Source organism: Mycobacterium sp. ABE4_509, from assembly GCF_056160785.1.
Window position 1 is genome coordinate 1 of the sequence record NZ_JBSWXU010000111.1, and the last position, 18,697, is coordinate 18,697.

General features: G+C 69.4%; 17 protein-coding genes and 1 pseudogene. 11 read left to right on the top strand and 7 right to left on the bottom strand.

Translation table 11 applies throughout. From position 1 onward, the window contains the following. Both ACXAID_RS20420 and ACXAID_RS20425 read left to right on the top strand, forming a co-directional pair. Positions 1–203 (top strand): annotated as a pseudogene (locus ACXAID_RS20420) (nucleotidyltransferase family protein); the annotation flags it as partial. Between the two features lie 138 nt (positions 204–341). Next, complete coding sequence (locus tag ACXAID_RS20425; protein ID WP_475024030.1) at positions 342–584, top strand: hypothetical protein; 243 nt, start codon at positions 342–344, stop codon at positions 582–584. 68 nt (positions 585–652) lie between these two features. Here the strand turns inward: ACXAID_RS20425 and ACXAID_RS20430 are convergent, their stop codons facing one another. Further along, the gene (locus ACXAID_RS20430; protein ID WP_475024031.1) at positions 653–970 is read right to left on the bottom strand and encodes a hypothetical protein; all 318 of its coding nucleotides are present in this window, start codon (positions 968–970) and stop codon (positions 653–655) included. Between the two features lie 350 nt (positions 971–1,320). Beyond that, entirely contained in the window at positions 1,321–3,120 is a 1,800-nt protein-coding gene (locus tag ACXAID_RS20435; RefSeq protein ID WP_475024032.1) for an acetyl/propionyl/methylcrotonyl-CoA carboxylase subunit alpha, read from the bottom strand. A gap of 243 nt (positions 3,121–3,363) precedes the next feature. Here ACXAID_RS20435 and ACXAID_RS20440 point away from each other — a divergent pair, with 243 nt between their 5' ends. From ACXAID_RS20440 to ACXAID_RS20455, 4 genes are all read left to right on the top strand, one after another. Then, positions 3,364–5,145: an SLC13 family permease gene (locus tag ACXAID_RS20440; RefSeq protein ID WP_475024033.1), complete on the top strand. Its 1,782-nt coding sequence runs from the start codon at positions 3,364–3,366 to the stop codon at positions 5,143–5,145. Between the two features lie 114 nt (positions 5,146–5,259). Further along, entirely contained in the window at positions 5,260–5,634 is a 375-nt protein-coding gene (locus ACXAID_RS20445; RefSeq protein ID WP_475024034.1) for an ArsR/SmtB family transcription factor, read from the top strand. Beyond that, complete coding sequence (locus ACXAID_RS20450; protein ID WP_475024035.1) at positions 5,634–7,265, top strand: SulP family inorganic anion transporter; 1,632 nt, start codon at positions 5,634–5,636, stop codon at positions 7,263–7,265. Before ACXAID_RS20445 ends, ACXAID_RS20450 begins: the two co-directional genes overlap by 1 nt. A 112-nt stretch (positions 7,266–7,377) precedes the next feature. Further along, on the top strand, positions 7,378–8,631 hold the full coding sequence (locus ACXAID_RS20455) for a sensor domain-containing phosphodiesterase (protein WP_475024036.1): 1,254 nt from the start codon (positions 7,378–7,380) through the stop codon (positions 8,629–8,631). A 10-nt stretch (positions 8,632–8,641) separates the two neighbouring features. On the opposite strand, the gene ACXAID_RS20460 is transcribed toward ACXAID_RS20455, so the two are convergent. Next, positions 8,642–9,055 carry a SufE family protein gene (locus ACXAID_RS20460; protein ID WP_475024037.1) on the bottom strand — a complete coding sequence of 138 codons (414 nt, stop codon included), beginning with the start codon at positions 9,053–9,055 and terminating at the stop codon, positions 8,642–8,644. Positions 9,056–9,057: 2 nt separating this feature from the next. Continuing rightward, a complete protein-coding gene (locus ACXAID_RS20465) occupies positions 9,058–9,948 on the bottom strand; it encodes a sulfurtransferase (protein ID WP_475024038.1) in 891 nt (296 codons plus the stop codon). Positions 9,949–10,169: 221 nt separating this feature from the next. Between ACXAID_RS20465 and ACXAID_RS20470 the strand changes: the two genes are divergently transcribed. Together ACXAID_RS20470 and ACXAID_RS20475 are read left to right on the top strand one after the other, a co-directional pair. Next, a complete protein-coding gene (locus ACXAID_RS20470) occupies positions 10,170–10,523 on the top strand; it encodes a hypothetical protein (protein WP_475024039.1) in 354 nt (117 codons plus the stop codon). Between the two features lie 274 nt (positions 10,524–10,797). Then, positions 10,798–12,177 (top strand): MFS transporter, encoded by a 1,380-nt coding sequence (locus ACXAID_RS20475; protein ID WP_475024040.1) that lies wholly within the window; start codon positions 10,798–10,800, stop codon positions 12,175–12,177. Between the two features lie 21 nt (positions 12,178–12,198). On the opposite strand, the gene ACXAID_RS20480 is transcribed toward ACXAID_RS20475, so the two are convergent. Beyond that, the gene (locus ACXAID_RS20480; RefSeq protein ID WP_475024041.1) at positions 12,199–13,464 is read right to left on the bottom strand and encodes an aspartate aminotransferase family protein; all 1,266 of its coding nucleotides are present in this window, start codon (positions 13,462–13,464) and stop codon (positions 12,199–12,201) included. A 77-nt stretch (positions 13,465–13,541) separates the two neighbouring features. Between ACXAID_RS20480 and ACXAID_RS20485 the strand changes: the two genes are divergently transcribed. Together ACXAID_RS20485 and ACXAID_RS20490 are read left to right on the top strand one after the other, a co-directional pair. Further along, on the top strand, positions 13,542–14,996 hold the full coding sequence (locus tag ACXAID_RS20485) for an NAD-dependent succinate-semialdehyde dehydrogenase (protein ID WP_475024042.1): 1,455 nt from the start codon (positions 13,542–13,544) through the stop codon (positions 14,994–14,996). Positions 14,997–15,242: 246 nt separating this feature from the next. Further along, positions 15,243–16,070 (top strand): hypothetical protein, encoded by an 828-nt coding sequence (locus ACXAID_RS20490; RefSeq protein WP_475024043.1) that lies wholly within the window; start codon positions 15,243–15,245, stop codon positions 16,068–16,070. Between the two features lie 16 nt (positions 16,071–16,086). Here ACXAID_RS20490 and ACXAID_RS20495 read toward each other — a convergent pair whose 3' ends face one another. After that, entirely contained in the window at positions 16,087–16,797 is a 711-nt protein-coding gene (locus ACXAID_RS20495; RefSeq protein ID WP_475024044.1) for a GntR family transcriptional regulator, read from the bottom strand. Beyond that, positions 16,794–17,513, bottom strand: a complete 720-nt coding sequence (locus ACXAID_RS20500) for a maleate cis-trans isomerase family protein (RefSeq protein ID WP_475024045.1) — start codon at positions 17,511–17,513, stop codon at positions 16,794–16,796. Before ACXAID_RS20500 ends, ACXAID_RS20495 begins: the two co-directional genes overlap by 4 nt. Positions 17,514–17,559: 46 nt before the next feature. Here ACXAID_RS20500 and ACXAID_RS20505 point away from each other — a divergent pair. Then, positions 17,560–18,697: FAD-binding oxidoreductase (locus ACXAID_RS20505; RefSeq protein WP_475024046.1), on the top strand; the 1,138-nt coding region annotated here is incomplete at its 3' end.

Below are 18,697 nucleotides of genomic sequence, written 5' to 3' on the forward strand. Positions count from 1 at the left end.
GGGCCGGTGAGTCGGGTCTGGCCCGGGCCTGCTACCGGGGCCGCCCCGGGCATCCGGTGGTCATCGCGCGCCGGCACTGGGCCGCGCTGGCGGCGTCTTTGCACGGCGACGACGGGGCCGGGCCGTTTCTGCGCTCGCGCTCCGACGTCGTGGTGGTGGACTGTGCAGATCTGTCCACCGGTCGCGACATCGACCACCGGTAGCGCTCGACACCGCGCGGTGTCCACCGGTTGGGGGACAGCGGGTTCACCCGTCCGAAGGGCCGATCGTGGTACAGACGCGGCCGCGTCGATGCGACAGAGTTGTGTCAACGAACCGCCCGACCAACCGAGGAGATCGACATGAGCCGCTTCGCCCGCCTGATCGCTGCGCCCGCCCTGTCCGCCGGAATCCTGGCCGGTGTCGCGCTCGGTGGCGCGGGGACCGCGAATGCGTCGATGATCGTCCGCCAGGACGGCGGCATGGTGGCGGCGCCCGATATCCATGCCCATCAGACGATGATGTATCCGCGTTTCGGCCACGGCTACTGGCCGACGCACGTCAGCGCACCGCACACCGACACCACGGTGCATCACAGCCGCTGACATTCGCCGATCGGGCGCGCAGGAGTACCGCGGGGGTACTCTTGCGCGCCCGATTCGTCCGGTTTCGTTCAGGTGAGCATGGCGTCGGCGAACCGGCGCACCGCGTCCGCGCCGGTCTGCGCGGCCCGCTCGTGACCGGCGCGGACGCGGGTGTCCAGTGCCCCGGTCGCCGGGTCGAGGGTGATCTCGGCGAGTAGCTCGCCGGTGGTCGGTTCGCAGACGGCCCAGGAGTACAGCGTGCCCGATTCCCACTGTGCGGACCGGTTGGTGACGTGGTCTCGGTGGTGTTCGCCCAGTTCGGCGAGGGCGGGGCGGTCATCGACACGATCATCGGCACGTAGCGCGCGCAGGTACCACGCCCCGGCGTTGATTTCGACGGGCTCCATGACCACAGCTTGCCACGGCCGCGGGGGCGCGACCCGGACAGAGATCGGCCCCGCTGTCGCCGGCAGACGCGGGCAGCAGCGGGGCCGTTCCACCCCTCGTTCCCAGCTGATGGAGCCGGAGTTCCAGCAAACTCGCGGCTCCAATGTCTCAAGACGATATACGAGCAGGCAGCGATCGGGAAGAGAATTCACCAAAGTGCAAATTGCGACTACAAGTCGCATTCATCTGCGGATGCGGGCTGTGGATCCAGCCAGCAAGCGGAGCATTGGGCAGCCTTCCGGCCGATCAGCAGCAAATTTGCCGCGGATTGGTCGTGCGAGCAAAGGCGCCGCCTACCGCTTCGGCGGCGTCAGTCGCTCTTGATCTCGCAGATCACGGTGCCCTGGGTGATCGCGCTGCCGGGCTCGGCGGACAGTCCGGAGATGACACCGTCCTTGTGGGCGGTGACCGGGTTCTCCATCTTCATCGCCTCGAGCACGACGACCAGTTCGCCGGCGGCCACGGTCTGGCCCTCCTCGACGGCCACCTTGACCACGGTGCCCTGCATCGGCGCGGTCACCGAATCACCGGAGGCTGCGGCGCCGCCGCCGCCGCCACGCTTGCGGGCCTTGGGCTTCTTGCGCACGACCCCGGAAGCCGGTGCGCCGCCACCGCCGAGGGCCAGGTCGCCGGGCAGCGAGACCTCGAGGCGGCGGCCACCCACCTCGACAACCACGGTCTGGCGGGGGATGGTGTCCTCTTCCTCGATCGGATCGCCACCGGTGAACGGCTCGATGGTGTTGTCCCACTCGGTTTCGATCCAGCGGGTGTGCACGTCGAAGCCGCTGCCGTCACCGATGAAGGCCGGGTCGGACACCACGGCGCGGTGGAACGGGATGACGGTGGCCAGGCCCTCGACGTTGAAATCGTGCAGCGCGCGACGCGAGCGTTCCAGCGCCTCTTCGCGGGTGGCGCCGGTGACGATCAGCTTGGCCAGCATCGAGTCGAACTGACCCCCGATGACCGAACCTGTCTCCACGCCGGAGTCCAGCCGCACGCCGGGGCCGGTCGGCGCCTCGAACTTGCTGACCGGGCCGGGAGCGGGCAGGAATCCGCGGCCGGCGTCCTCGCCGTTGATGCGGAACTCGAAGGAGTGTCCGCGCGGCGTCGGATCCTCGGTGATGTCCAGCGCGTCGCCGTTGGCGATGCGGAACTGCTGGCGTACCAGGTCGATGCCGGAGGTCTCCTCGGTGACCGGGTGCTCCACCTGCAGTCGGGTGTTGACCTCGAGGAAGCTGATCAGGCCGTCCTGGCCTACCAGGTATTCCACGGTGCCCGCGCCGTAGTAGCCGGACTCCTTGCAGATCCGCTTGGCGGACTCGTGGATCTCCTTGCGCTGGGCGTCGGTGAGGAACGGTGCCGGCGCCTCTTCGACGAGCTTCTGGAAGCGGCGCTGCAGCGAGCAGTCGCGGGTGCCGGCGACGACGACGTTGCCGTGCATGTCGGCGATGACCTGGGCCTCGACGTGGCGCGGCTTGTCGAGATAGCGCTCCACGAAGCACTCGCCGCGGCCGAATGCGGCGACGGCCTCGCGGGTCGCCGAGTCGAACAGCTCGGGGATCTCCTCGATGGTGCGGGCGACCTTCATGCCGCGGCCGCCGCCGCCGAAGGCCGCCTTGATGGCCACGGGTACGCCGTACTCCTTGGCGAACTCGACGACCTCGTTGGCGTCCTTGACCGGGTCGGGGGTGCCGGGCACCAGCGGCGCCTCGGCGCGTGCGGCGATGTGGCGCGCGGTCACCTTGTCGCCGAGGTCGCGGATGGACTGCGGGCTGGGCCCGATCCAGATCAGCCCGGCGTCGAGGACGGCCTGGGCGAAGTCGGCGTTCTCGCTCAGGAAGCCGTAGCCGGGGTGGATGGCGTTGGCGCCGGACTTGGCGGCGGCGTCGAGCAGTTTCTCGAACACCAGGTAGGACTCCGCGGAGGTCTGGCCGCCCAGCGCGAACGCCTCGTCGGCGAGCCGGACGTGGGGAGCGTCGGCGTCGGGTTCGGCGTAGACGGCCACGCTCTGCAGTCCGGCATCCCGGGCTGCGCGGATCACTCGGACCGCGATCTCTCCACGGTTGGCGACGAGCACCTTGGAGATCTTCGAGCTGGCGTGACTGGCCACGGCGCCTCCTGATGGCAGAGTTCTCTTAGAGCGTCTTTAAGAAGATATCTCGCGCAGTCTAAGGGGCCCACATCGAGTCTCGGCGAGCCGGTCGGTTACCGGTGAGTAGCGGTTGCCGACATGGCGTTGCTCGCAAAAACTGTGGCTTGCGCGCTCAGCGTGTCCGCGCAGGCTACGGTGACGTACCGGTGCCAGCCACCGGCTTCCAGCGCGCTCGCTGGCGGCCCGGCAACTAGGGGGATCGTGACTGTTGACGCCTGGGTGACGCTCGCCGTCGTCGTCGTCACCGTCGCGGTGCTGGTGCTCGACCGGTTCAATCCGTCGCTGGTGATGGGCGGGGCGGTCCTGACGCTCTACATCGGCGGTGTCATCGATTCCGGCCAGCTGCTCGCGGGTGTGGCCAACGAGTCCCTTGCCATCGTCGCCGCGTTGTACGTGCTGGCGGGGGCTGCCGACATCACCGGCGCATTCGACGGGGTGACCTCGAAGCTGCTCGGGAGGGCCGATCGCAACCGGCCGCGGGCCGAACTGTTGCGGGTGTGCGGGCCTTCGGCGGGGGTCTCGGCGTTCATCGCGAACACGCCGCTGGTGGCGATGCTGGCCCCGCGGGTGGTCCGGTGGTGTCGCCGCACTGGGCGGTCGCCGTCGCTCTACCTGATGCCGCTGAGCTACGCGGTCATCCTGGGCGGGTCGATGACCATGATCGGCACGTCGGTCAACCTGTTCGTCAACGATCTGATCGACTCGGCCGGGTTGGGGCGGCTGAGCGTGTTCTCGATCTTCGGGATCGGGCTGCCGCTGGCCATCGGCTGCGTTCTGCTCATGGTGCTGCTGGGTCCGCTGCTGCTCAAGGATCGCGCCACTCCGGGGGAGTCGCTGTCCGGGACCGAGCGGGAGTTCACCGTGGAGATGACCATCGCCTTCAACAGCGCTCTCGCCGGTGCGACGGTGGCCGAGGCCGGGTTGCGCAATCTCGACGGTGTGTTCCTCGTCGAGGTCGAGCGCGCCGAGCGGGTGATCGCGGCGGTCGGGCCCGACGAACCGCTGGCGGTGGGTGATCGGCTGGTGTTCGTCGGCAACCTGGCCCGAGTGCTGGATCTGCAGAACATGACAGGGTTGATCTCGGCCGAGGCGCGCCACTTCGACGACCTGGCCCGAAATCCGCAGCGCCAGTTCGTCGAAGCGGTGATCGGTGCCGGTTCACCGCTGGTCGGGTCCAGTTTGAAGGCCGCCGGCTTCCGTCGCCGTTACGGCTCGGCGGTCGTCGCGATTCATCGCGCCAGCCAGCAGTTGTCCGGCAAGCTCGGCGACGTCCGGCTGCGCGCCGGCGACGTGCTGCTGGTGCTGGCCGGCCCCGACTTCCTGCAGCAGTACCGCCAGCACCGGGACTTCGCGGTGGTGGCGCCGCTCAACCAGGACCGCCCGATTCGCCGCGAGCACACCAGGGTGGTCGAGCTCAGCATCGTCGGGCTGATCGTGCTGGCCGGGACGGGGCTGATGGATCTGCTGCAGGTCTCGTTGATCATCGCCTTCGCGCTGATCGTCACGAAGGTGGTGACCGTCGACGATGCCCGCCGGTTCATCAACGCCAACGTGCTGCTGCTGATGGCCACCAGTTTCGGGCTGGGTCTTGCCGTCGAGAAGAGCGGCCTGGCCTCCTCGCTGGCCAACCTGGTGGTGAGCGCGGCGGCCCCGCTGGGCAGTATCGGACTGCTGGCCGCGGTGCTCGCGGCGACCATGGTGGTGACCGAGGTGATCTCCAACCTCGCCGCGGCCGCGCTGATGTTCCCGATCGCGGTGGCGGTGGCCGAGCAGGCGGACGTCAATGCTCTGCCCTTCGCGGTCGTGGTGATCTTCGGGGCCAGTCTGTCGTTCCTGACTCCGATCGGGTACCAGACCAACACGATGGTGTGGGCGATGGGCGGCTACCGGTACACCGATTTCGCGCGGCTGGGCCTGCCGCTGACCGTGCTGGTCCTCGTTGCGACTCCGTTTCTGGTGCCGATCTTCTTCCCGTTCCACTGACCGGGTCCGGGGCGGGATGACGCACGCCCCCGATGCGGGTTGGTGCCGTTCCCAGCTAGGCGATATTATGAATTGCAATTTATTGCAATCCATCAATCGAAGGGCGGTGCGCGAGTGGTTCCGAGTTTTCGTGATGGCGCCGAGCGGCCCCTCTACGAGATCAAGGCGAACCTGTTCAAGGCGCTCGCACACCCCGCCCGCATCCGCATTCTCGAGATCCTCTCGGCCACCGGGCGGCCCACGCCGGTCAGCGAGATCCTCGCCGAGACCGAGCTGGAGCCGACCCTGCTGTCGCAGCATCTGGCGGTGCTCAAGCGGCACTATGTCGTCAGCGGTGAGCGGGTCGGTAACGCGGTGTACTACGAGCTGGCCCACCCGAAGATCTCGGAGCTGCTGATGATCGCCCGGGCTTTCCTCACCGACACGCTGGGCGCCCGTCGAGATCAGCTCGAGATGCTGGGGTCGCTGCCGCCGGTCGGGCCGCGCTGATGATCGCCGGCGCAGGCCGGCACGCGCGGTCGCTGCTGCCCGGCCGTGCCGACTACGCCGGGTTGTCGCGGTCCTGGCGCCGCGACGTGCTGGCCGGCGTCACCGTCGGCGTCGTCGCGCTGCCGCTCGCGTTGGCGTTCGGCATCAGCTCCGGAGCGGGGGCCGCGGCCGGTCTGATCACCGCCGTGGTGGCAGGCCTGGTGGCCGCGGTCTTCGGGGGTTCACAGGTCCAGGTGTCGGGGCCGACCGGCGCCATGGCGGTGGTGCTGGCGCCGGTCGTGGCGCAGTACGGCATGAACAGCCTGGCGCTGGTCACGGTGCTGGCCGGGGTGATCGTGCTGGCCGCCGGGGCGACCGGACTCGGCCGGGCGGTCACCTTCATTCCCTGGCCGGTGATCGAGGGGTTCACCGTCGGGATCGCCGCGATCATCTTCCTCCAGCAGGTTCCCGCTGCGTTCGGCCAACCGTCGTCGCCGGGTGCGTCGCCGCTGGTGGCCGCGGGCAGGGCCGTCGGGAACGTGGACTGGTCACTGGCCGGGCCGGCGCTGGTCGTGACCGCGGTGGTCGCCGCGCTGATGGTCGTGCTGCCGCGGCTGCGCCGGGGGATACCGGAGTCGCTGGCGGCGGTGGTCGTGGCCACCGTGGTGGTGGTCGCGCTGGGGCTCCCGGTCGCCCGAATCGGTGAGTTGCCCACCCAGTTGCCCGCTCCGGTGTTGCCGCACGCCGATGTCGCCGCGCTGCGAACCCTCCTGGGGGCCGCCCTGGCGATCGCCGCACTGGCCGCCATCGAGTCGCTGCTGTCGGCCAGGGTGGCCGCCACGATGTCACCGACCGGGCCGTATGACCCGAACCGCGAACTGGTCGGGCAGGGGCTGGCATCGATGGCCTCCGGGGTGTTCGGCGGTATGCCGGCGACCGGGGCGATCGCCCGGACCGCGGTCAACGTGCGCTCCGGCGCCCGGACCCGGGTGTCGGCGATCGTGCATTCGCTGGTGCTGCTGGGAGTGGTGTATCTGGCCAGCGGCCCGGTCTCGGCGATACCGCTGGCGGCGCTGGCCGCCGTGCTGATGGTGACGTCGATGCGAATGGTCTCGGGCCGCACCGTGGTCAGGATCCTGTCCTCGACCCGCTCGGATGCGGCGACGTTCGTGTTGACCGCCGTCATCACGGTGGGTTTCGACCTGATCGAGGCGGTCCAGATCGGGGTCGTCGTGGCGGCGGTCTTCGCGCTGCGCGGTGTTGCCCGGCGCAGCAGCGTCACCCGCGAGGAACTGCCCGGGCCGCCGCACCCCGGCGACGACAAGATCGCGGTCCTACGCCTTGACGGCGCCATGTTCTTCGGTGCGGCAGAACGCATCTCGAGCAGCATCGTCGATGCCGACCATCCGGACGTCAAGGTCGTCATCATCCGGATGTCCCAGCTGGGCATGCTCGATGCAACGGGTGCGCACACGCTGGCCCAGATAGCCGGTGAGCTCGAATCCCGCGGAATCACGGTCATCATCAAGGGGGTGCGGCCCGAGCACCGCGCGCTGTTGGCCAACGTCGGGGCCATCGACTCGCTGCGGCACGAGAACCATCTGATCGACTCGCTCGACGAGGCGGTCGACCACGCCCGCAGCCACGTCTGACCGCATCCGATGCCGGATCGCCCGGCGCGGCGTCACCGAAATGTGCTAAAAGTCGGCACAGCCGTGCAATCGGCCGGACCGATGGGGAGCGAGCAGCGACGATGCAGATCTGATGTCGAGCGTGCTCGACGAGGCCGCAGCCGGCCGGGGAGTCGTCCCGCTGTTCCAGCGGGTGGTGGCGCTGCCGTCCGAAACGGTGGTCGGCTACGAGGCCCTGGCACGGTGGCCGGCGCTGGGTGACCCGCGTCCGCTCGACGTGTTCGAACGGGCCAGGCGTAACGGCACTCTCGACGAACTCGACCACCACTGCATCAACTCCGCCGCGCGGGCCGCCCTGCACGGCGATTCAGCTCCGGGAATGCTGCTGCTGATCAACTGTGAGCCGACCGCCGCGCCCCTCGATTTCGCCATGGCGGAGCCGGTGGTCGCGGCGGCACGCGACTTCCAGCTGGTTTTCGAGCTCACCGAGCGTGAACTGCTGACCAACCCCAGCGCGTTGCTGCGCAAGGTGGCCGCGCTGCGCGCGGCGGGGTTCTCGATCGCCCTCGACGACATCGGGGTGCATGGCGACTCGCTGGCGCTGCTCGATCTGGTCGCACCCGAGGTGCTGAAGCTGGATCTGAATCTGATCCAGAATCAACCCAACCGATTTCAGGCCCGCACGGTGGCCGCCGTGATGGCCCATCACGAGCGGACGGGCGCCACGATCCTGGCCGAGGGGATCGAGACCGACGAACATCTGGAACAGGCGCTGGCCTACGGTGCGACGCTCGGTCAGGGCTACCGCTTCGGCCCGCCCGGCGAGCTGGCGGCGCGTCCCGGTGGCGGCTACCGGCCGACCAGCACCGCGCCGGCAGCCATCCCGACTCGCTGCTCGGCCTTCGAGCTGGCGGCTCCGGGACTGGCGGCCCGCAAGGTGCGCAAGCGGACCCTGGTGCAGCTGTCCCGGCACATCGAGCGTCTCGCCTCGGCGGCCGAGAGCCCACCGATCGTGCTGGCCGCGGTGCAGCACGCCCGCTACTTCACCGGCCTGACGTTGAAGACCTATCTGGGTCTTGCCGAAAGGTCTCCGCTGGTCGCGGTTTTCGGTGATGGAGTCGCCGCTGCGCCGTGCCGGGGAGTCCGGGGAGTGGATCTGGGCGACGACGATCCGTTGCTGGCCGAATGGGGTGTGGTGGTGCTGGGACCCGACATCGCTGCCGGCCTGATCGCACGCGGGCGTGCTCCCGACAGCGCGGCCGGACGTCCCGTCGAGCGTGACGAGCGCTTCGAGGTGGTGATCACCTTCGACCGGGCCAGGGTGACGCGCGCGGCGCAGAGCCTGCTCGACCGGTTGCGCGACGACGTCGCCGCGCCGGACCGCTGACGGACGGCGCCTACTGCAGCCGGCGTTTGATCCGGGCCAGCATCGCCGACATGCCGCGCAGCCGTAGCGGGCTGATCAGCGCGGCCAGTCCCAGCTCGGTGTAGAAGTCGTCGGGGACGCCGAGGATGGCCTCGGCGGACTGGCCGTCCAGGCCGGTGGCCAGGATCGCGGCGAACCCCCGGGTGGTCGGCGCTTCGGCCGGTGCGCTGAAGTGCAGCTTCACCTGGTCCCGGTTGTCTGCGTCGACGTGCAGGAACAGCGGCGACTGGCATTCGGGCACCGGTTCCATCGCCGCCTCCTCGAGGTCGGCGGGCAGTGCGGGCAACTCGTCGGCGAACTCGAGCAGCAGGGCCAGCTTGTCCTGCCCCTCGACGTCCTTGAAGTCGGAGACCACCTCGGCCAGCGGGGCCGGCATCGCGCTCATGCTCAGGCCGGGGCCTCGCCCGGCTGTTCCCCGGCCACGACCGGCACCCGCACCGCGTTGCCCCACTCGGTCCAGGAGCCGTCGTAGTTGCGCACCCCCTCCATGCCCAGCAGGTGGGTCAGCACGAACCACGTGTGGCTGGAGCGTTCCCCGATGCGGCAGTAGACGACCGTCTCGTCGGTGGGCTTGAGGTGGCCGTAGAGGTCGTCGAGTTCGGCCCGGGGCCGGAACTTGCCGTTGTCGAGCGCGGCCTTGGCCCAGGGGATCGACACCGCGGTGGGGATGTGCCCGCCGCGCAGCGCGCCTTCCTCGGGGTAGTCGGGCATGTGGGTGCGCTCGCCGGTGTACTCCTGCGGAGAGCGCACGTCGATCAGCGGCTGCTCGCCCAGGATGTCGAGGACGTCTTCCTTGAATGCCCGGATCGGCGCGTCGTTTCGTTCGACGACGGGATAGCCGGTGGTCTGCTTGGACGGCACGTCCAGCGTGGTGTCGCGGCCGTCGGAGATCCACAGGCTGCGGCCGCCGTCGAGCAGGCGTACGTCGGGGTGGCCGAACAGAGTGAACACCCACAGCGCGTAGGCGGCCCACCAGTTGCTCTTGTCGCCGTAGATGACGACGGTGTCGTCGCGCGAGATCCCCTTGCGGTTCATCAGGTCGGCGAACTGCTCACCGGTGATGTAGTCACGCACGTGGGGGTCGTTGAGGTCGGTGTGCCAGTCGATCTTGACCGCGCCGGGAATGTGGCCGGTGTCGTAGAGCAACACGTCCTCGTCGGACTCGACGATGGCCAGGCCGGGTCGGCCCAGGTTGCCCGACAGCCAGTCGGCGGTGACCAGGCGTTCCGGATGGGCGTAGGACTGCAGGGCGGGGCTGGGATCAGGCGGTAGCGGCACGTCCCCACCCTACCGCCGGGCCATCTCGGTTCCGGCGTCCGACCTGGGAGTGCAGCAGCGGCGGTGACGCCGGTCACCGGGCTGCTGGCGGTCTGCTTGGTGATTGCTGTTGATCGGCTTGGGATTTCAGCCGGCGGGGAATTCCAGCCTTAACCTCACTGCCAGGAACACCGCTGAGCAGCGTGGCGAGGCGAAGACCTTGACTCGAAGGAATGCAGAAGATGAACAGGAACGTCATTTCGGCTGTCTCGGCCACCTGCCTGTTGTCGGCGGCCACGGCGGCCACGGTGGCCATGGCCGGGCCGGCCGTGGCCTCCGACGGTGAGGGCGCGGCACCGGCCACGTGGGTGATGCCTGATGTGAAGGGGATGATCCTGCACCCGGCCCTGAAGTCGATCCTGTCGGCTACCAGTGGCAAGCAGGTGAAGATCCACTACATCGACGCGGGCCATCTGCCGGTCTACAACGAGGAGAACTGGATGGTGTGCGGGCAGTCGCCGGCGCCGGGTTCGGAGACCGCCAAGTACTCGGTCACCCTGAAGGTGGAGCGCCCGGCGTTCGACGAGTGCCCGTAGCCGGGGAACCCGGGTTTCGAATCTGATCTTGTGGGTAAGCGAGCAGGGTCGGCGTCTGAGCTTGTGAGCAGCGCGTGAGCACTGCGCCGGTGTTTACAGCCAAATAACACCTAAGCCCTTGCCGCGTCGGTGGCGTCTGGTTAGCGTCGGATTGTCAACAAAACGACAACCGGCGGCCGTCGGCCCTGGGGTGTCGGGATCGGGAATCAGCCCACAGACGGGTGTTGCGCCGGAGCGGCCTTCCGACACCGACCCTGAGTTGAGGAAGGCTCCCATGAGTAGCCCCGACAATTCTGCAAGTGCCACCGCCGAACCAGACCCCGGGATCCTGCGGCGGGCCATCGCCGCATCGGCGATCGGCAACGCCACCGAATGGTTCGACTACGGTCTCTACGCCTACGGCGTCACCTACATCTCGGCGGCCATCTTCCCCGGTGACACCGAGAGCGCCACGCTGCTGGCGCTGATGACGTTCGCGGTGTCGTTCCTGGTGCGTCCACTCGGCGGATTCATCTGGGGGCCGCTGGGTGACCGGCTGGGTCGCCGCCAGGTGCTGGCCATGACGATCGTGCTGATGGCCGGTGCGACGTTCTGCGTCGGCCTGGTGCCCTCCTACGACATGATCGGTTTCTGGGCGCCGGTGTTGATGGTGTTCCTGCGCATGGTGCAGGGCTTCTCCACCGGCGGCGAGTACGGCGGCGCGGCGACGTTCATGGCCGAATACGCCCCGCCGCGGCGGCGCGGTTTCCTGGGCAGCTTCCTGGAGTTCGGCACGCTGGCCGGCTTCTCGGCCGGCGCGCTGCTGATGCTGGGCTTCTCGTTGGTGCTCTCCGACGACCAGATGAACACCTGGGGCTGGCGGCTGCCGTTCCTGATCGCCGCCCCGCTGGGCCTGGTCGGCATCTACCTGAGGATGAAGCTCGAAGAGACCCCGGTGTTCAAGGAACTCGAGGAGTCCGGCGGCGAAGAGGAGCGCATCGGCACCGAGTTCAAGGATCTGCTGACCCGCTATCTCGGGCCCATCCTCAAGCTGGGTGGCCTGGTGGTGGCCCTCAACGTCGTCAACTACACGCTGCTGAGCTACATGCCGACCTACCTCGAGCAGGGCATCGGGTTGTCCACCGACATGGCGTTGGTGGTGCCGATCATCGGCATGCTGGCGATGATGGTCTTCGTGCCGTTCGCGGGCCGGCTCTCCGACCGCGTCGGCCGAAAACCGCTCTGGTGGGTATCGCTGATCGGCCTGTTCATCATGGTGGTGCCGATGTTCATGCTGATGTCGACCGGCATCGTCGGCGCGATCATCGGCTTCGCGGTGCTGGGGCTGCTGTATGTGCCGCAGCTGGCCACCATCTCGGCGATGTTCCCGGCGATGTTCCCGACCCAGGTTCGCTACGCGGGCTTCGCCATCGCCTACAACGTGTCCACCTCGCTGTTCGGCGGCACCGCGCCGGCCGTCAACGAGTGGCTGGTCAGCACGTTCAACAACAACCTGTGGCCGGCGTTCTACATGATGATCGCCGTGGTGGTGGGCGCGATCGCGCTGACCCGGGTGCCCGAGACCGCGCGGTGCCCGATCAACGGCACCGAGATCCCGGGCACCCCGGAGGCTCCGCCGCCGCTGGAACTGGCCGGGTCGGGCAGCCGGTCATAGCCTCGGCACCGCCACTGCCGTTCAGCCGGTGGTGGCGGTGACGGCGTCGGCCCAGATGCTCAGCGCCTCGTCGACCTGATCGGCGTCGACGACGAGTGCGGGGATGAACCGCACCACCTGGCCCCAGGCTCCGCAGGTGAGCAGCAGCAGCCCGCGGCGGGCGGCCTCCTGCTGGACCGCTGTCGCGGTGGCGCCGTCGGGTTTCCCTGCCGCGTCGCGGAATTCGTTGCCCAGCATCAGGCCGAGCCCGCGGACGTCGGTGATCGCCTCGTGCTTGTCGGCGACCAGTTGCAGGCCCTGGCGCAGCTGGTCGCCGCGGGTGGCGGCAGCCTCGACCAGGCCCTCGTCGCGGATCACGTCGAGGGTGGCCAGCGCTGCGGCGCAGGCCACCGCGTTTCCGCCGTAGGTGCCGCCCTGGGATCCCGGCCAGGCCCTGCCCATCACCTCCGACGATGCCGCGATCGCCGACAGCGGGAAGCCGGACGCCAGGCCCTTGGCGGTGATCAGGATGTCCGGGCGGGTGAACTCCCCGGACGTGAAATGGTCATGTCCCCAGAACTTTCCGGTGCGGCCGAAGCCGGTCTGCACCTCGTCGACGACCAGCAGGATGCCGTGTTCGTCGGCCCGCCGCCGCAGTCCGGCCAGGAATCGGGCGTTGGCGGGGACGTAGCCGCCCTCGCCGAGCACCGGTTCGACGATGAACGCGGCGGTGTCGGCGGGAGCGCTCATGGTCTGGAGCAGATAGTCCAGTTGGGCCAGCGCGAAGTCGGTGGCCTGCTCGACGGGCCAGCCGTAGTGGGTGGGGTCGGGGAACGGGGAGACGTGGACACCGGCCATCAGGGGCGCGAAACCGGACCGGAACTTGGTGCCCGAGGTGGTCATCGAGGCCGCTGCGACGGTGCGGCCGTGGAAGCCGCCGTGGAAGACCACGACGTTGGGTCGCCCGGTGGCCTGGCGGGCCAGGCGCAGGGCGGCCTCGGCGGCCTCGCTGCCGGAGTTGGCGAAGAACATCCGGTCCAGTCCGGCGGGCAGCACCTCGCCGAGCCGGTCGACGAGATCGAGCAGCGGCCGGTGCATGACGGTGGTGTACTGCGCGTGGATCAGGGTGCCGACCTGGCGCTGGGCGGCCTCGACGACGCGGGGGTGGCAGTGCCCGGTGCTGGTGACGCCGATGCCGGCGGTGAAGTCGAGATAACGTCGGTTGTCCTCGTCGTAGAGCACGGCGCCTTCGCCGCGGGCGGCGAGGACGCCGGTTGCTTGCTTGAGGACGGGCGACAGTGCGGTCACGTCGGCTCCCTTGATTGTCGACGGGTAGATTGTCAACAATCTAGCTGACGTGGAAACCGATTCGAAGGGGTGGTGCAGTGGATCAGGAACAGGTCGTGGGAGCGGTCGACAAGGGCCTGTTCATTGACGGCAAATGGGTCGACGCGGCCGGCGCGCGCACGTTCGACGTCGTCGACCCGGCGACCGGGGCGACGCTGTGCTCAGTCGCCGACGCCGCACCCGAGGACGGCCGCGCCGCCCTGGATGCCGCCGTGGCCGCGCAGCCCGCGTTCGCCGCGATGGCCCCGCGCGAGCGGGCCGACATCCTCACCCGTGCGTTCGAGCTGCTGCACGAGCGCGTCGACGAGCTGGCGCTGTTGATGACGCTGGAGATGGGTAAGCCGCTGGCCGAGGCGCGGGGCGAGATCGCCTATGCCGCCGAGTTCTTCCGGCACTTCGCCGGCGAGGCGGTACGCATCGACGGTGGCTACCAGACCGCGCCGGCCGGCGGTGCCCGGTTTCTGGTCGCCCGCCAGCCGGTCGGCCCCTGTCTGCTGATAACACCGTGGAACTTCCCGATGGCGATGGGCACCCGCAAGCTCGGACCGGCCATCGCGGCGGGCTGCACCAGCGTCATCAAGCCGGCCCCGCAGACGCCGCTGTCGATGCTGGCGCTGATGGACATCCTGACCGAGGCGGGGCTGCCGCCGGGGGCGGTCAACTGCATCGCCACCACCGATGCCGGCGCGGTGATCGAGCCGATGATCCGGTCCGGGCGGATCCGCAAGCTGTCGTTCACCGGGTCGACCCAGGTGGGCCGGATGCTGCTCGAGCAGTGTGCGGAGAAGATCCTGCGCACCTCGCTCGAACTCGGCGGCAACGCACCGTTTCTGGTGTTCGCCGACGCCGATCTCGACGAGGCCGTCGAGGGGGCGATCGCGGCCAAGATGCGCAACATGGGGGAGGCCTGTACCGCGGCCAACCGCATCTATGTGCATGCCTCGGTCATCGACGAGTTCGGTCGCCGGCTGGCCGAGCGGATGGCCGGGCTCAAGGTGGGGCCGGGCACCGAGGACGGCGTCAACGTGGGGCCGCTGATCGACGCGGCGGCGCTGGACAAGGTCGAGGCGCTGGTCGCCGACGCGGTCTCCCGGGGGGCGGCGGTGCTGACCGGGGGAGCGGCGCCGGGTGGGGACGGGTTCTTCTACCCGCCGACTGTGCTGTCCGGGGTGCCCCGCGACGCGGCGATGTGTGATCAGGAGATCTTCGGGCCGGTCGCGCCGCTGACTCCGTTCGACACCGAGGACGAGGTGATCGCCGCCGCCAACGACACCGAATACGGTTTGGTCTCTTACGTGTTCACCAACGACCTGCGGCGGGCGCTGCGGGTGGCCGAGGCGCTGGAAACGGGGATGGTGGGCCTGAACCAAGGGGTGGTGTCCAACCCCGCCGCGCCGTTCGGTGGGGTCAAGGCTTCCGGGCTGGGGCGTGAGGGCGGCTCGGTGGGAATCGACGAGTTCCTCGAAACCAAGTACATCGGCATCAAACTCTAGGCCCGCACCAGCTCGAATACTCCGGGTCCGCGCCACCTCGAGGACTCTCGGCCTGTGCCGGCTCGAGGACTCTGGGCCAGGCGCATTCGGCGTGCCCGGGAGCCGACCCCGGTGGTCTTCCGGGTGCTGAAGGCGAGAACGACACCAGGGCTCCGATATCTACAATTCAACGTCCATCCACAGCCGCGGTGTCGATCTCGGCTCCAGCACCGAAAGTGGTCGGTATCCGCCGAGAGCGTCGTACCCATGGACGGTCCGATCATCGGCAGCGAACAGCTGGCCAAAGGCCTGCTGACCCGAGGTGCGCTGCGCTGGAACTACACCGCGATACTCCCCGACGTCTACGTGCCCAAGGGCGCTGAGCTCGATACCTGGACCAGGGCAAAGGCGGCCTGGCTGTGGACGGGGCGCAGTGGAGTCATCGCCGGCAAGACCGCTGCCGCACTGCACGGCGCCGGGCAGGTCGACCCGGCCGACCCGATCGAACTGATCGCCCGTCCGCGTCGACCGCAACCGGGCGTCATCGTCCGCAATGAGCGCATCGAACCCGACGAGGCGGACGCCGGCCGATGGATCACGACCACGGCGCCGGCGCGTACGGCGCTCGACCTGGCCAGGCGGCTACCCCTGGCGGAGGCCGTAGCCCTCCTCGATCAGCTCAGCAGGGTGACCCAGGTGTCGGCCGCCGACATCGCGCCGCTGGAAGCCCGCTACCGGCGGAACCGGGGGATGGGTTCGGCGTATCGCGCGATCGGGTTGATGGACGGCGGTTCACGCTCCCGCGAGGAGTCCCTGCTGCGAGTTGCCTTGGTAGAGAGGGGATTGCCTCGTCCGCAGGCCGGAATCAGGATCGGCGACGAATGGGAGTGTTACGAGATCGGCATCGGCTGGCCCGCCGCGAGACTCGCTGTGGAATGGGGCCCGCACCGCCGCGCCCTGCACGACGATGTCGGGTTTCGAAACCTGCTGCATCGGCTGGGGTGGCGGTTGATCGAGGCGATACCGCAGCGCGGCACGGCATACATCGTTGGTGAGTGCAGGAAGGTGTTGTCGGCCCGTGGGCTGCATCGTTAGGCCCCCCTCGGGGCTGTCAGCGGACGGCGGGTCCGGCCGCCAGCGCGATCTCGGCGTCCCCGTCGTCCTCGTCGTCCGTGCCCCCGGGCCGGAGCCTGGCCAGCGCGTCGTCCATGTGCTCGATCAACAGCTGGTCGGTCAGCTCACGGTCGCCGGAGCGGATCGCGGTCGCGAGGATGCGATGCTCGTGTTCGCGGTAATCCGATTTCGCGTAACTCTCGGCGAGGGCGTGGATGCACATCCGGGTCTCGGTGATGAACGTTTGATGCATCCGGCGCAGTCGCGGGCTCTCGGACAACTCCACCAGCCGCTCGTGGAACGCGATGTCGAGTTCGCTGGCCTCCGCCGAGGTGACGGCCACCCCCATCTGGTCGACGATCACCAGCAGGGCGTCGCCGGCCGCGACATGGTTGCCGTCATCGAGGATCTTGCGGGCCGCCGCGCGTTCGGTGGCTTCCCGGGCCAGGTACATGTCGCGCAGATCCTCGGCGGCCAGCTCGACCACGAACAGGCCCCGGTTGCGGATCGCGACCAGCAGCCCCTCCTGGGTCAGCCGCTGCATCCCTTCGCGCAGCGGGCCGCGACTGACACCGAGCTGGCGGGCCAGCTCGGCCTCCAGCAGCTGTTCGCCCGGCTTCAACTCGCCGTGCCCGATGGCCGCGCGCAGCTTGTCGGCGATGATGCTCGGCGTCGACCTCTGCACCAGCGGACCGATGTGGCCACTCATCGCGCACCTCCGAACAGCGCACCCAGACCGGGCAGCGCCGGCACCGGCCCCAACAGGTCCAGGCCTTTCCACACCGTCACCTGATTGGCGGTCAGCACCGGCTTACCCACCGCGGCCTCCAACCGCTCGATGATCGCCAGCGTGTGCATCGCGGTGTCGGGCACCAGCACCGCCTCGGCGTCGGGATGGTCGGCGGCTTTGACCATCTCCACCACCCGCTCCGGTTCCAGCGTGCCGACCTCGGCGGCGGTGTAGATGCCGTGGCTGCCCATCGCCACCACCTCGGCGCCGCCGTCGGTCAGGAAGCCGACGAAATGCTGGGCCACGTCGTCCGGATAGGAGGCGGCCACCGCCACGCGCCGGATCCGCAGGTGCCGCAACGCGTCGACGAACGCGATCGACGTCGACGAGGCCGGCACCCCGGCAGCGGCGGCGACGGCCGCAGCCTGCTGGCGCGCACCCTGGGGCCCGAAGACGAAGCTGCCCGACGTGCACGCCCACATCACCGCATCGGGTTTGGCGGTGGACAGCTGCAGGGCGCCGTCGGCCAGCCGTGTGTCGCTGCCGATGTCGAGCAGCGCGTCGACGCGGTGCGCGTCCTCGCCGACCGAGGTGATCACCACCGGCAGCCGGACCGCCCCGGCGATCCGGTCCTCGAGTGAGGGAAAGTCGTCTTCGGCGCTGTGACCGGGGTAGAGCAGACCGACCGTCGGCATGGGACCTCCTTGGCTCAACCTCGCCCAGATAGGTAGATTGTCAACAATGTTAACGCCCGCGACCTACGACGGCAGGCGGCTGGGTGCACAGCTGCGTTCGGAGCTCCGCGGAACGGTCCGCGACGACGCGACCGCCCGGGCCCTCTACGCGTCCGATGCGTCGAACTACCGGGTGGTGCCCGATTTGGTCGTGGTGCCCGCCGACGTCGAGGATCTGGCCGCCGCGGTGGCGCTGACCGCCGCCTCCGGCGCGCCGGTGACGATGCGCGGCGGGGGTACCTCGATGGCCGGCAACGCCGTCGGCGGCGTCGTCATCGACGCCTCCCGGCACGTCAACCGGATCCTCGACATCGACACCGTCGCGCGCACGGCCGTCGTCGAGCCGGGTGTGGTGCTCACCCATCTGCTGGCCGCGGCCAAGCCGCACCGGCTGGCGTTCGGCGCCGATCCGTCCTCGGCCAGCCGGGCCACCCTGGGCGGGATGATCGCCAACAACGCCTGCGGCGCGCATTCGGTGGCGTGGGGCACCACCGCCGACAACGTGCGCGCGCTCGAGGTGCTGCTCGCCGACGGCACCCGGACCACCGTCACCGCGCGCGGCGACCGCGCAGAGCTGTGCGCCAGACCGGGCCGGGAGGGCGAACTGCACCGCGCGCTCAGTGGCTTCGCCGACGCGAACGACCCCGAGATCCGGCGCCGCTTCGGCCGGTTCACCCGGCAGATCTCGGGCTACGCACTGCACGAGCTGCTGCCCGAGCGCGGCTACAACGTCGCCGCGCTGCTGTGCGGCAGCGAGGGCGGGTTCGCCGCGACGCTGCGCGCGACGGTCGCGTTGACCCCGCTGCCGGCCGCGCGGGTGCTGTGCGTGCTCGGGTTCACCGACTCGATCGCCTCGGCCGAATGCGTGCCCGCGGTGCTGGCGCATCACCCGCTGACGATGGAGTCGATCAACGACCAGCTCGTCGACCGCCTCCCCGGCGAAGTGCGGCGCGCGGCCATCGACGCCGGGCTGCCCGAGGGGCGCGCCTGGGTACTGGTCGAGATGGGCGGTCAGGATCTGGTGGCCGCGACGATGGCCGCCGAGAAGATGCTGGCGGCACTGAAGGACTCCGGTTCGCCGGCGACCGCGTCGCTGGTCACCGATCCGGCCGCGCAGGCGGTGCTGTGGCGGTGCCGCACCGACG